The following is a 14,199-nucleotide window of genomic DNA, read 5'->3' on the forward strand; positions in this document are numbered from 1 at the left end:
ATTATGAGTAAAAATTTAAAAAAGAAAATTACAAAAATGAATTTAATTTTAGTTTGTAGTGCAGTTTTACTTGCAAGTTGTACGAAGAAAAAGGAAGAAACAAAACAAAGTACTTCTAAAAACTTTGAATTTGTCGAAAAAGAAACGAAATATAAAAAAGATGAAACAACAGAAGTTTTAATTGATGCTGAAATAAAAAAAGATGATATTGTAAGATCTTATAAACATGGAGATCATTGGCATGTGTTTACTAAAGACGGTAAAGAACATATTACTTATACAGATCCTTCAAAATTGGGAAATGGAAATTCATTATCTCTTGTTAGTGTTGTTTCAAGAAATAAATTAAGAGGATTAAATGTAACATCAATATTAAAACATGGAGATCACTGGCATGTTTATACAGCTGATGGGAATGAATATTTAACTTATGAAGATCCATCAAGTATGTTTCCTAATATTACAGTAGGAACTTATGTAGGTTCACATAATTCACATAGAAACAGAAGAAATTCAAATAACTATTCACATGCAAATATTATTGAAGAGAAAAAGGATAGAGTAGTAAAAATTTTGAGACATGGAGATCATTGGCACATTTATACTGCAAGTGGTAAAGAATATATTAGCTACACAGATCCAACCTCAAAATATCCTGATGCAGAAGTCGGAGAATATCAAGGAAATCACGGAGATTCACAAGATAATACAGAGAAAGAAAAACCAAGTGAGAAACCTAATGTTCCAAGTGCTAGTGAGAAATTATACGAAGCTAGAAAAAATTTAAATATAATAAATGTTTTGGGAAAAGATCCTGTTAACAGATATGATATAGTAAAAATTTTAAAACATGGAGACCATTATCATATTTATGATTCAAAAGGAAATGAAGGAATAACATATACTGACCCGAGATCTCTTTATCCTGAAGCTGAGTTTGGCGAATATAAGGGAAGTCATGGAGACGAAAATAAAAAACCATTTGAATGGCCAAAAGGTGTAACAAAAATTGTAGATCATGGAGATCATTGGCATTTATATGTGGGAGATAAGGAAGTTGGAGTTGTTCATGAAAACCCTAGAAGCCGTTATCCTAATGCTGAATATATTAAAGAGGGAAGTGATCACTCAGATATAGGTGTAGATGAAAAAGAATTATTTACTTATGAAAGTGTAAAAGCTGAAATAAAAGACAAAGTAATCCCATATCTGGACAGTAACCTTAGAGCGATGAGACATTATGGAGATTTGGATACAACATTACCTGTTTATGGTTCAAATGGAGTGAAAAAGGGAATATTCTACTGGTTACATGGAAATCACTATCATGCTATAACTATAAAACAAATTATTCAAAATGCAAAAGCAGGTCAATATGGAGATTGTACAGCAAAAGAAATAGTAGCTGCTTTGAAATATATAATTCAAAATCCTGGTAAAGATATTGAATCAAAAGTAACTGTTGATAGAGAAGAAGTATTGAAATATCTTAGAAAAGTGTATAATTTAGAAGATGAAATGGATGCTTATACTATAGGTGATATTGCATATGTTTATGCAAATGGAGAAACATATACATTCAGTTTAGCTGATTTTGAAAAGGTAAATGGAGAAATTAGATATAAAAAGAAACTTCCACAAATTCCAAAAAAAGCTGATTCAAATGAGAAAAAGTCTGAAGAAAAGGAAGATGCTACAGAATTACCTAAACAAAATGAAGAAGATAAAAAACTTCCAAGTGTAGATAAATCTGAAAAAGAAACTAAAAACTCTACTACAAAGTCTGAAGATAAAAAAGTTGATGAAAAGAAAAATGAAGAAAAATTAAATACAGATAAACCAACAAAATCAGATGAAAACAAAGAAGAAAAGAGAGAAAAAAATAATTAATTTTACAATTTAATTAATATTCTAAATTTAAATCACTCAAATATGGATTAAAATCTGTATTTGAGTGATTTTTTGTAAATAAGTTTATTTTAAATAAAATTTTTTGATTAAAAAAATTTTTTTCTAAATATGTTTATAAATTATATTTTATGTGGTATAATATATCTGTAATTAATTAGCACTCAAGTTAATAGACTGCTAATAACTTTAATAGGAGGGATATTATGAAATTAAAACCAATAGGAGATAAATTAGTTATAGAAATGGTTGAGGTAGAAGAAAAGACAAGTTCTGGGATAGTTCTTCCTACTTCTGCAAAAGAGGCACCAAGTGTTGCTAAAGTTTTGGCAATTGGTGATGAAATTTTAAAAGATGAAGATAAAAAAGATTTAATTAAAGTTGGAGATAAAGTAATTTTCTCAAAATATGCAGGAACTGAAGTTAAACTTGATAAAAAAGAATATATTGTTGTAAAAATTGCTGATGTTTTAGCAGTAGTTGAAGATTAGGAGGTTTTTTAAATGGCTAAAGAAATTAAATTTAATGAAGAAGCAAGAAAAGGAATGGAAGCTGGTATTAATAAACTTTCAGATACAGTTAAAGTTACTCTTGGACCTAAAGGAAGAAATGTAGTTTTAGATAAAAAATTCGGTTCACCACTTATTACAAATGATGGTGTTACTATTGCAAGAGAAATTGAATTGGAAGATCCTTATGAAAATATGGGAGCTCAACTTGTTAAAGAAGTTGCAACTAAGACAAATGATGTTGCAGGTGATGGTACAACTACAGCAACACTTTTAGCTCAAGCAATTATTAGAGAAGGATTAAAGAATGTTGCAGCCGGAGCAAATCCTATGATTATTCAAAAGGGAATTAAAAAGGCAGTTGAAAAGGCAGTTGAAGGAATTAAAGAATTTTCAAAACCTGTTGAAACAAAAGAAAGTATTGCTCAAGTAGCATCAATTTCTGCAGCTGATGAAGAAGTTGGAAAATTAATTTCTGATGCAATGGAAAAAGTTGGAAAAGATGGTGTTATCACAGTTGAAGAATCCAGAAGTATGGGAACAACTTTAGAAGTTGTTGAAGGTATGCAATTTGATAGAGGATATGTTTCTCCTTATATGGTAACTAATACTGAAAAAATGGAAGCTGAACTTGAAGATCCATATATTTTAATTACTGATAAAAAGATTACTAATATTCAAGAAGTTTTACCTGTATTAGAACAAATTGTTCAACAAGGAAAACCACTTTTAATTATTGCTGACGATGTAGAAGGCGAAGCAATGGCAACACTTGTTGTTAATAAATTAAGAGGAACATTTAACTGTGTAGCTGTAAAAGCACCTGCTTTTGGTGATAGAAGAAAAGATATGCTACAAGATATTGCAATTTTAACAGGTGGTACAGTTATTTCAGAAGATTTAGGATATGAATTAAAAGAAACTTCTATTGAAATGTTAGGTAAAGCAAGAAGGGTAACTGTTGGAAAAGAACTTACTGTTATCGTAAATGGAGCAGGTGAACAATCAGCTATAGAAGAAAGAGTTGCTTTAATTAGAAATCAAATAGAAATAAGCGATTCTGAATATGATAGAGATAAATTACAAGAAAGACTTGCTAAACTTGCTGGAGGAGTTGCAGTAATTCAAGTTGGTGCAGCTACTGAAACAGAACTTAAAGAAAGAAAGTTAAGAATAGAAGATGCACTTGCAGCTACAAGAGCAGCGGTAGAAGAAGGTATTGTTCCTGGCGGTGGAACTGTATTGTTAAATGTAATTCCAAAAGTTAAAGCACTTCTTGAAGAAACTAATGGAGATGAAAGAACAGGTGTTAATATAATTGTTAAAGCACTTGAAGAACCAGTTAGGCAAATTGCAATTAATGCAGGTTTAGAAGGTTCAGTTATCGTTGAAAATGTTAAGAACGCGGAAGCTGGAATTGGTTTTGATGCTTTAAGTGAAAAATATGTAAATATGCTTGAAAGTGGAATTGTTGACCCTACAAAAGTTACAAGATCAGCTCTTCAAAATGCATCAAGCGTTGCATCAATGGTTTTAACAACAGAAGCTGCAGTTGCAGATGTAACTAAAGATGAACCAATGGGACAAATGCCTGGCGGAATGAATCCTGGAATGGGATATATGTAGAAAGCAGTTAACTTATAGTTAAATTTATGGTAAAATAGAACTTGGATAAACCAAGTTCTTTTTTTATGGAGTTTTTATGATTAAATTATTTTTTAATATTATGTTTTTAGTTAGTATTTCTATTTTAGTGATACATCAAAGTTTTTATTATTATAAATTTAATAAAATTTTTAAAAAATTGAAGATTTTAAGTGAAGAGAAAAATATAAGAGAAGATAGAAATTTAATTTTAGAGTATAATTATAATCTCGCACAGCTTAATTATATTTTTTGTGTATATTTTTGTGGGTTGATGAAAAAAATTCTATATAAAAAGAATAATTTTGAATATGTTGAATAGGAGAAAGTTTTGAAAGATTATTTATTTATATACAAAGATGAAGAAAAAATTGAATATGGAAAAGTTATAAATTCAAAATTAAACGCCTATTTCTTAAAAAAATTTAGTGATTTTGAAATTGGAGACATATATAGAGCAAGGGTTGTAAAAAAAGTTGATGCATTACAATGTTTTTTTGTAGAACTTAAAAATGGAAAAAATGGATTTTTAGACTTCAAAGATACTATTGGAGAAGTAAAAGTTGGAGATGTAATATTTGTTGAAATTTACAAAATTAATGCAGGAGAAAAAGCACCTAATGTTTCAATGAATTTTTCTGTTTCTTCAATGTTTTCAGTTATATCTTACAAAAATAGAGAAGATATTTTGATTTCAAAAAAATTAAAAGAATATAATTTTGACTTGGAGCAGATAAAAAATATAAAATCAAATTTTTCAGTAAAATTGAGAACAAAAAGTGTCGATTGCGATGAATATACTTTATTGAATGATATAAGAAAAAATGTAGAAAAAATGCAAGAAATAGTGGATAGTTTAAATAATTTACCTGTTCCTAAATTAATTTACAAAAAGGAGAATTTTTTAGAGGACTTTTTATTTGAAAATGAAAAATATTCCTGTATATTAAATGATAAAGAGCTATATAAAAGTTTTAAAGATAATAAATTTTTGAAAAATGAATTAAAATACAATGATGAATATTCTCCAAGATATGACTACAATATTGGAGTATATCTTGAGGGATTAAATAAAAAAACAATTGAAGTTGAAGATATAAATATAGTTATAGAAAAAACGGAAGCTCTTACAGTAATAGATGTAAATTCAAAGAAAAAAACAAGTGAAATAAATAAAAGTAAAAATGCTTTAAGTGTAAATTTAATAGCAATTGAAGAAATTATTAGACAGATTTCTTTTAGAGATATTTCAGGGATAATAATTGTAGATTTTATAAATATGAAAACAAAAGAAAAAGAAATTTTAGAAGAAAAAATTAAGGAAATACAAATCTTTGACAATAAGATTTGGAATTTTCACGGATTTACAAAACTTGGATTATATGAAATTACAAGACAAAGAGGAAAATAATGGAATTAAAAAATTTAGAAATAATTGATAATACCAATGAGGGACTTGGAGTTGCAAAAAGTGAAGAAGGAATAGTTTTTGTAAAAGGTGGACTTGTTGGAGATATTGTCGATGTTGAAATAACACAAAAAAAGAAAAAATTTTCTAACGGATATGTAAAAAAATATTTGAAATATAGTGAATATAGAGAAAATTTATACGATGAAAAACTAACAGATATCTATCATTTTATAAATCTAAAATATGAAAAAGAACTTGAATTAAAGAAAAAGATGTTTTTAGACAGTCTTAGAAAAAATACAGGTATAGAATTAGAAGATGTTGAAATTTTAGAGAATAAAAATAACTTAAATTATAGAAATAAAATTGAATTAAAGACAAATGAAAATTTTGAACTTTGTTACTGTGTGGATAATGGGGAAAGTAAAATTAAACTTGAGAATTGTCCATTAAGTAATGAGAGCATAAATGAATTTTTATCATTTTTACAAGCAAAATTAAAACAATTTAAAATTAAATCCTATGATGTAAATACAGACGAAGGAATTTTGAAAAATATCAGTATAAGGTCAAATTTCAATTCTGAAATTATGATTACAGTTGTTGTAAAAGAAAATATAGTAGAAGCTCAAAATTTTGTAAAAAGTTTAAGTGAATATGAAAAATTGGTAAGTGGATATATAAATATAAATCCTAAAAAAGCAAGTATAATTATGGGACAAGAAAGTAAGTTAATATTCTTAAAGAAAAATTTTACTGATAAAATAGGAAAATATGAATTTAATATTTCCCCAAAGAGCTTTTTCCAAGTAAATAGATTTCAAACTGAAAATTTATATAAAATAGCTAAAGAATTTTTAGGAGAAAATAAAGATAAGAATTTGTTGGATTTATATTCCGGAATAGGAACTACAAGTATATATTTTTCAGAAAATTTTAAAAAAGTAATCGGTGTAGAAATTGTAAAAGATGCAGTAAAAGACGCTAAAGAAAATTTAAAACTAAATGATGTGAAAAATGTTGAGTTTCTATATGGAAAAAGTGAAGAAAAGATTGAGGAAATCTTAAAAAATAATAATATTGATATAATTTCCGTAGATCCTCCACGAAAAGGACTAGATAAAAAGGTTGTAGATACTATTATCAAAAGTAATATAAAAAAAGTTGTATATGTAAGTTGCAACGGAGCAACATTAACAAGAGATTTAAAACTTTTTATTGACGGTGGATTTGATTTAAGGAAAGTAAAGCTTTGCGATATGTTTAGTAAAACAGCACATTGTGAAGTGGTTGTTTTGATTGAAAAGGTATAAGAATAGGAATAATACTATGTATACTTTAATATTTTTATAGGAGGTAAAATGAGCGAGAAAAAATATTTAGAAAACCCAACTGAATACTCTGCTTTGTCATACTGGAAAAGTAAAAAATTCAAAGTTCCAGATAATATGAAAATAATTAATGATAAGTATTTTTCAAAAGAGCTATTAAAAGATTTTAATGATGATATTTATTTTAAATTAGTTCACAACTTAAATAATATTATTTTATGTAATCTTCCTGAGAATTTTATTTTTTACAAATCTAGTATTGAAGAATTTGCCATTCATATAAATAGTTGTTATGATGATGAGGGAATAACAATTAAAGAATTAGAGTCTTATAAAAATCGTATAGTATATGATGAGGAATTGTGGATTTGTATTTTTGATAAATATAATAAAAAAATAGTTGCTACAGGAATTGCTGAATTTGATGATGAAATAAAAGAGGGATATTTGGATTGGATTCAAGTTTCAAAAGATTATAGAAAAAAAGGATTTGGAACAGTTATTGTAAATGAATTATTGTATAGATTAAAGAAAAAAGCAGATTTTGTTACTGTTTCTGGGAAAATAAATAATAAAAGTAATCCTGAAAATTTATATTTAAAATGTGGTTTTGAAAACAAAACAATATGGCATGTTTTGACAAAAAAGGAGTTATTTTACAATGAATAGTAAATTTGAAAAGATAAAAGTTCTTGAAAGTTCAAATACAAAAAAGGAATTGGATATAAAATTATATGGAGAAGAACAGGCGAAGGCTGTATTAAAATTTCATAAACAAATTGAGGAATATAAGAAAACTCCACTAATTTGTCTTTCTAATTTGGCTTCAAAGTTGAATGTTGGTGCAATCTATGTAAAAGATGAATCAAAGCGTTTTTCACTAAATGCATTTAAAGGGCTAGGTGGAAGCTATGCAATGTTTAGAATTTTATGTGATGAATTAAGTCTTAATCCTGATACTACAAGTTTAAGTGATTTGTTATCTGAAAAGTATAAAAAAAGACTTGAAAAGATTGAGTTTGTAACATGTACTGATGGAAATCATGGTAGAGGTGTGTCTTGGGCATCAGGAATATTTGGATGTAAAGCTTATGTTTATATGCCTTATGGAACAGCAGAAGTTCGTGCAGAGGCAATTCGTAAAGTTGGACCAGCAGAGGTAGAGATTACAAATTTAAGTTATGATGATACAGTAAAATATGCTTTAGAAATTAGTAAAAAGTATGGTTGGATATTAATTCAAGATACTTCTTGGGATGGATATGAGAAAATTCCGACATGGATTATTCAAGGGTATCTCACAATGGCTTATGAAATTACTGAAGAGTTAGAAAACTTAAATGTCATTCCTACACATATTTTTTTACAGGCAGGAGTTGGTTCAATGGCTGGAGGAATGATTGCATATTTTGTAGAACATTATAAAAATAACAAACCTATATTTACTATTGTGGAGTCAAATGTTGCCGATTGTATTTATCGTTCTGCTGAGATAGGAGATGGAAAATCTTATTCTGTAGGTGGAGCTCCAACAACTATTATGGCAGGATTGAATTGCGGAACAACTTGTAGTCTTATTTGGCCAATTATATGGAATTATACTGATTTTTACATTTCCGGTTCTGATGAAATGGCAGTTGATGGAATGAGAGCCTATGCTTTTAATGAAGGGGAAGATTTAAAAATTATTTCTGGAGAATCAGGTGCTTCAACAATGGGTGCATTACTTGGAGTTTTGGCAGAACCTTCTATGGAAGAGATGAAGAAAAAAATTAGAATAGATGAAAATTCAGTTATCCTTTTAATTAATACCGAAGGAGATACCAATCCAGAAAATTATAGAAGAATTGTAGATGGAACTTTTAAATAATAAATTAAAAACTAAACAAAGGAGCGTGATTATTTATGGATAAAAATGTTACAATTGTTAGAAGAAATGTTAGTACTATACTTAGAGATATTTTGCAACATAAAAAGCTTTTAAAAAAAGAGTTAGAGGAATCTAACGAAAAAGTAAAGGGTAAAAAAATTAATGTTGAAGATATGATAAAAGATGAGCATTTATACTTTAGAGGAGAAAGTAAATTCTATAATTATCGTGTTCCTACATTATATAGAAAAGAAAAATTGGTAAAAAACGGAAGTGAATATTATTATAGAACATTGTTAAATGAATTAGGAAAAGATGATTATGGCGAGAACACTTCTTTAGTTAGAATGATATCTGAATTACAACATTATGGGGCAGTAACTAGAATGTTAGATATTACTAAAAGCCCTTTGATTGCTCTTTATTTTGCTGTAGAAAAAGATGATAATGAACCGGGATATATTTATATTTATCATGCTTATCCAGAAACTGAAAAATTTGATACAGGCCATACAATCGCTATAAAATGTGCTTTAAATTTTATGAGGCAATCTTTAATTGATGATTTTATTTTAGCTTGTGAATCGCTTAAAGAGAATTTTAATAAATTGCGTAATATTTCTTTAGATGAATTTATGCAAATATCTGATATAGATGATAAAGTTAAAGAATCAGTTAAAAAATTTATGGAAGTTCTAAACCAAAGAGCAAAGGTTCAGGAAAAGTTGATTTATCCAATAAGAATTTTTGAAGACTTGAGTAAGTCTCATTTAGTTCTTCCAGCTAAAACAACAGATAGAGTTAGACAACAACAAGGAGCTTTTATATTTCCTAAATATACTAATTCAAAAGGAAGTTTAGGAGAAATCCAAAAAGAAATAAGTAATTCTATTTCCGAACTTAATTTAGTTTTGAAAACTGAAAAGTATGATGAAAAAAATAAGGAAAGATATGAGATTAATTTTAATTGTATTAAAATTAATGGTGGAGATAAAAGGGCAATTAGGAATGAACTAGAACAGTTAGGAATAACAAAAGGATTTATTTATCCAGATATTGAACATGTTTCAGAATCTCTACTTGAATAAAAATATTTTAAATATGGGTATATATTAGCTGAATTTAATTATAAATCTTAGGTAAATAGAAATAGTAAAGTTGTTTTTACAAATAGTTGAATTTAACAGAAAATAAGGAGGTAAATATGAAAGCTATTATTTTTTATTATTCAAATAGTGGAAAAACTAAAAAAGTTGCAACAAAAATACAAGAAAGTCTTGGTTGTGATATGATAAGTATTGAACCTGAGGTTTCTTATGGTTCATATTTTAAGGCTATTGGAAGAGCAATGGATGAAAAGAAAAAGGACGTAACTGCAAAATATGTAGCTCCAGTAGTAGATATTTCCGATGTTGATGTTGTTTTAGTAGGCTATCCAATTTGGTTTAGTAAACCTCCAATGATTGTATTAGATTATTTAAAGAATTATAATTTAGATGGAAAAAAGGTGGTTCCTTTTTCAACATCTGGATCTACTAATGTTAAGACAACTTTAAATACTCTTAAAGAATTTATTGGTAATGCAGAGATATATCTTCCATATAGCAAAGCTATAATATTTAAGACGAACTTTAACAAATGGATTGAAAAAGTTAAAGAATTATAGTATGTAGGATTTTGATACTTAAAATAAAAAAAAGCAGTCATTTAATTGAACTGGATTTAAAAATACAGAAATTATTAAAGGAATGTAATCCACAATTAATAGGAGACATTCCTTTTAAATTATTCTTAATTATTTGAGTTGGAAATGATTAAAACCAATTTGTTTTTTCATCCCTAAATTTTGGTATTTTTCCATTTTGATAAGGATTATAGTTGTTTCGATTACAGCCGAATTCTTTTAATTCTTTTATTTTATTGTCATCAGTCCATACAATAAGAGAAATCCCGTCAAAATCTTCGATACTTCCATTATTCATTTTATTCTTAAAATACCATTCTACAATAGTTTGATTACCTTTATGAAAAAATTGTTTAATTGTCCAATCTATTACAATTCCACGATTATTCCATTCATTAAACCATAATTTTACTGTTTCACGATTTTCATATTTGGGGCTCCAACTTTCTGTGTAAATAACATCTTCTGTAAAAATTTCATCTATTCCTAAATCTTTTTGTTTTATCCACATATCAAACCATAGTTGAATTATTTTTTCTTTTTTATTCATCATACACCACCATATAAGCAATTCTCAATCAATTAAATAAACACAATTAAAAGAATGTTTTTATCATTATAACACATTTTATATATAGTTTTATATTTAAAAACTGACCTTCAAAAAATTGTTTTTAATTTTGAGGTCAGTTTTAATTTCTTTATCACTAATTATATTTTCTTGATTTTACAAAAATACAAATGGAAACTACTATACTTAAGATTACTACCAATATTGATGCTTTTTCAATAGAAGTTTGTGGTAGTTTGTTACCCATATTTTTTGTATTAGCTTTTGTATTAGTATCATTTCTAGAAATATTATTATTGCTGTTATTGTCTAAACCTGAGTTATTGCCTTCAGAAATTTTTTCCTTTGTTTTGTTATATTCAATGATATATTTTGAAAAGTGTGTCGTTTCAAATGATACAGTTTCTTTAGTTTGAGAAAATTTACATGAAGTTAATTCTCCGGATTCAGAAATGTGATAAACAGCTTTAACATCATTAAATTTTTTATTTAAAATTACTTTAAACTTACCATTCATATCAACTGTTTTATCATTCAAATTTTTAAACTGTATGTCAAAGGCATTTGAAAAATTACTTTGTAGATTTTTTATATTGTCTGAATTTATTTTTTCAACACTCAGCTTCAGATTTGTAAATTTTGTTTCTCCTAACGAAACTACAGTTATGTCATATTCTTCGTTTCGGATTACTTTTTCTTTATAATCTTTACAAGCATCTTTTATTGCTTCAAACATGCCTTCTCTATGATATTTTGCTTTTTCAACTTTTAGGATATTACCAATTGAATCAACATTTCCGGACAAAATTTCTCTATAGTCTAATCCTTCGTAATCTGATAAAGTATCCAATGCTAACTTGTGATATCCTTCGTTATCCTCATCAACATTTTCCACTTCCGTACCATATTGATTTAAGGTTCCTTTTCCTATATTGTAGCTCATATCCAAAACATATAAAATTTTACCGTTCTTGTCAAAATAAACATTAACACCTATATGATATGATGGTATAGGTAATGGACTATTTAATTTATGATGACCTTGTAACATAACAGTTTTTGATATTTCGCCTTCTCCATTTACCAAGTCTGTAAGAAATTTTAATTCTTTCTTAAGTCTTTTTAATTTTCTAGTATCAAATGCACTGTTATTATATGATTTTTCAGCATAATTAATTTTGTCTTCTAACAATTTTTTTGATTTTTCATTACCATTTGAAAGACTTTTTTTAGCTTTTTTTAATAAAATATCAATATCTGATCTATCAATTAAAAAATTAGTTTCAAAAATATATTTAAGCATTTCTCCTTCTCTTAAATTAGTTTTTTCTAAGAGAAGTTCTCCTTCTTTTTTTACATCCAAAAATAATTTTTTTGTTTTTTCTTGAAATTCATCTAATTTTAAAGAATCAATTCTTTCAATAGTTTTTTTTAGTTCAGTTCTATCTTTGGCCAATGTATTTTTATTTACAATAAAATTATTTCCATCAGGAATTTTATTAATATTTCCACCGGTAATTTCAACTAAAACTTTTTTATATTCTAAATTTCCTGGATTTTCATCAAATGAATTAAAAGCTATTTTTTTTAGTGAATTTGGGAAAATAACTTCTTTTATTGAATTTTTCCTAAATGCTTCTTCTCTTATTTCTTCAATGCCATAAGGTAAATTAACTGAAGTGATTAAATTACCTGCAAATGCTTGAACTCCTATGATTTTTAAATTTTGAGTTTGAGTTAAATCAACTTTATCTATAGCATTTCCTAGAAATGCCATTTCTCCAATTTCTGAAAGTTTTTCTGAATTCATCAAAAGCATATTTATTTTATTGTTTCTAAATGCTGAAATTCCAATTTTCTCAACATTTTTAGGAATAAATACAAATTCTAAATTGTTTATATGAAAAGCTGCATCATCAATAAGTTTTAAGCCATCATTTAAATTTAGTGTACTTATCTTATTATTCATAAATGCACCTTTTCCGATTTCAGTTAAATTTTCACAGTCTTGAACATCTAATTCTGTTATATAATTTGACTGAAAGGCAAAATTTCCGATTTTTTCTATGCTATTAGGTAAGGTTACACTTTCCAAGTCATATTTTTTAAGACTTTCATTTTTAAAATTAATGTTTCTAAAAGCATCATCTGCAATTTTTGTTAATTTTATGCCATTATATTCACTTGGAATTTTTAAATTTTTATTCTTTTTAACTTTTAAAAGACCTCTATTAGAAAATCCTTCAATTACATTTTTATTAATTTTAAAATCGGTAGTTTCCCAAACTTTATAATTTATTTCAGGTTTTTTAACTTTTAAATCATCAGATGGATCTACATAAAAAGAAGCTCCGAATAATTTATTTGGATTATTTTTATGTTCAGTCCAAAGTGTAACTATATAGTTATATTCTTCATTTCCATAATTGCCGTTAAATGCATCTGATGCTATTTTTTTTATACTGTTTGGAATATTAATGCTTTCTAGTCTATTATCTTCAAAAACTTTTTCTCCAATTTCAGCAATTTTTTCGCCTTTAAATTCAATATTTGAAATTTTATTGTTTTTAAAAGTTCTTTCTCCCAAACTTTCCAATTTTTCTGGTAGAATAAGAGTTCCAGTAATTTGGCTTTCCATAAATGCGGAGTCGCCTAAAGTTTTTAATTCACTTGGCAATTCCAAACTTTTGTCTAATGCTATATGTGCAAAGGCATAATCACTTATTCTTGTTATAGTAGATGCAAGTTTAAGTTCATTTAAACTCTCATTAAAATCAAAGGCATCTTGTCCGATGTATTTATATCCATCAGGAATAGTAACAGATTTAATAAGTGTATTGTTAAATGATTCTCCTATATTACGAATTTCATTTCCATCAACATCTTTATTATTTTTTTCGCCATTCTTACCTTCACGACCGATATAATCTTCAATTTCTTTCTTTTTATCTGGGTGAAAAGCAAAACTTGCTACCTTTGTTATTTTTATACCGTTTTTCTCTGTAGGTAAAATTACTTTTCCATTCTTCTTAAGTTTTTCAACACCTTTATTAGAAAAACCGTAAATAGTGTCATTTTCTATTATAAAATCGTCAATTGTCCAGTCATCATTTATACTATTATCATTTGCAGTAACAGTATGACTGTTTATTGACAAAAAATTTGGTATTAATAGAGAAAAGACAAATAAAAATACCATAAATATTTTTAAAATTCTTTTTGTTTTCATAAAACCTCCATATATTTTTACATTACGATAATGAATATCACA

The 14,199-nt window shown here is 26.7% G+C and carries 12 protein-coding genes; 10 read left to right on the top strand and 2 right to left on the bottom strand.

Annotated features, from left to right (window positions below; genetic code table 11):
* The first annotated feature begins 3 nt into the window (after positions 1–3).
* The 10 genes from VJI93_RS00360 to VJI93_RS00405 all read left to right on the top strand — a co-directional run bounded on the left by VJI93_RS00360 (position 4) and on the right by VJI93_RS00405 (position 10,339).
* On the top strand, positions 4–1,890 hold the full coding sequence (locus VJI93_RS00360) for a hypothetical protein (RefSeq protein WP_323998479.1): 1,887 nt from the start codon (positions 4–6) through the stop codon (positions 1,888–1,890).
* Between the two features lie 224 nt (positions 1,891–2,114).
* Positions 2,115–2,399 carry a co-chaperone GroES gene (locus VJI93_RS00365; RefSeq protein WP_323998481.1) on the top strand — a complete coding sequence of 95 codons (285 nt, stop codon included), beginning with the start codon at positions 2,115–2,117 and terminating at the stop codon, positions 2,397–2,399.
* 12 nt (positions 2,400–2,411) lie between these two features.
* Complete coding sequence (groL, locus tag VJI93_RS00370; RefSeq protein ID WP_323998483.1) at positions 2,412–4,043, top strand: chaperonin GroEL; 1,632 nt, start codon at positions 2,412–2,414, stop codon at positions 4,041–4,043.
* 76 nt (positions 4,044–4,119) lie between these two features.
* Positions 4,120–4,383: a hypothetical protein gene (locus VJI93_RS00375; protein WP_323998485.1), complete on the top strand. Its 264-nt coding sequence runs from the start codon at positions 4,120–4,122 to the stop codon at positions 4,381–4,383.
* Positions 4,384–4,392: 9 nt separating this feature from the next.
* Complete coding sequence (locus VJI93_RS00380) at positions 4,393–5,472, top strand: ribonuclease E/G (RefSeq protein ID WP_323998487.1); 1,080 nt, start codon at positions 4,393–4,395, stop codon at positions 5,470–5,472.
* The gene (gene rlmD / locus VJI93_RS00385; RefSeq protein WP_323998489.1) at positions 5,472–6,785 is read left to right on the top strand and encodes a 23S rRNA (uracil(1939)-C(5))-methyltransferase RlmD; all 1,314 of its coding nucleotides are present in this window, start codon (positions 5,472–5,474) and stop codon (positions 6,783–6,785) included. Before VJI93_RS00380 ends, rlmD begins: the two co-directional genes overlap by 1 nt.
* A 48-nt stretch (positions 6,786–6,833) precedes the next feature.
* Positions 6,834–7,472, top strand: a complete 639-nt coding sequence (locus tag VJI93_RS00390) for a GNAT family N-acetyltransferase (protein WP_323998491.1) — start codon at positions 6,834–6,836, stop codon at positions 7,470–7,472.
* Positions 7,465–8,673, top strand: a complete 1,209-nt coding sequence (locus tag VJI93_RS00395) for a diaminopropionate ammonia-lyase (RefSeq protein WP_323998492.1) — start codon at positions 7,465–7,467, stop codon at positions 8,671–8,673. The genes VJI93_RS00390 and VJI93_RS00395 overlap by 8 nt, the downstream gene beginning before the upstream one ends.
* Before the next feature lie 35 nt (positions 8,674–8,708).
* Positions 8,709–9,761, top strand: coding sequence for an FRG domain-containing protein (locus VJI93_RS00400; protein WP_323998493.1), 1,053 nt, complete (start codon positions 8,709–8,711; stop codon positions 9,759–9,761).
* A 116-nt stretch (positions 9,762–9,877) separates the two neighbouring features.
* Positions 9,878–10,339, top strand: coding sequence for a flavodoxin (locus tag VJI93_RS00405; RefSeq protein ID WP_323998495.1), 462 nt, complete (start codon positions 9,878–9,880; stop codon positions 10,337–10,339).
* Between the two features lie 148 nt (positions 10,340–10,487).
* On the opposite strand, the gene VJI93_RS00410 is transcribed toward VJI93_RS00405, so the two are convergent.
* Together VJI93_RS00410 and VJI93_RS00415 are read right to left on the bottom strand one after the other, a co-directional pair.
* Entirely contained in the window at positions 10,488–10,907 is a 420-nt protein-coding gene (locus tag VJI93_RS00410) for a nuclear transport factor 2 family protein (RefSeq protein WP_040597093.1), read from the bottom strand.
* 157 nt (positions 10,908–11,064) lie between these two features.
* Positions 11,065–14,157 carry a leucine-rich repeat domain-containing protein gene (locus VJI93_RS00415; RefSeq protein WP_323998498.1) on the bottom strand — a complete coding sequence of 1,031 codons (3,093 nt, stop codon included), beginning with the start codon at positions 14,155–14,157 and terminating at the stop codon, positions 11,065–11,067.
* Positions 14,158–14,199 lie beyond the last annotated feature (42 nt).

It is taken from the genome of Parvimonas sp. M20, from assembly GCF_035282425.1.
GTDB lineage: Bacteria > Bacillota > Clostridia > Tissierellales > Peptoniphilaceae > Parvimonas.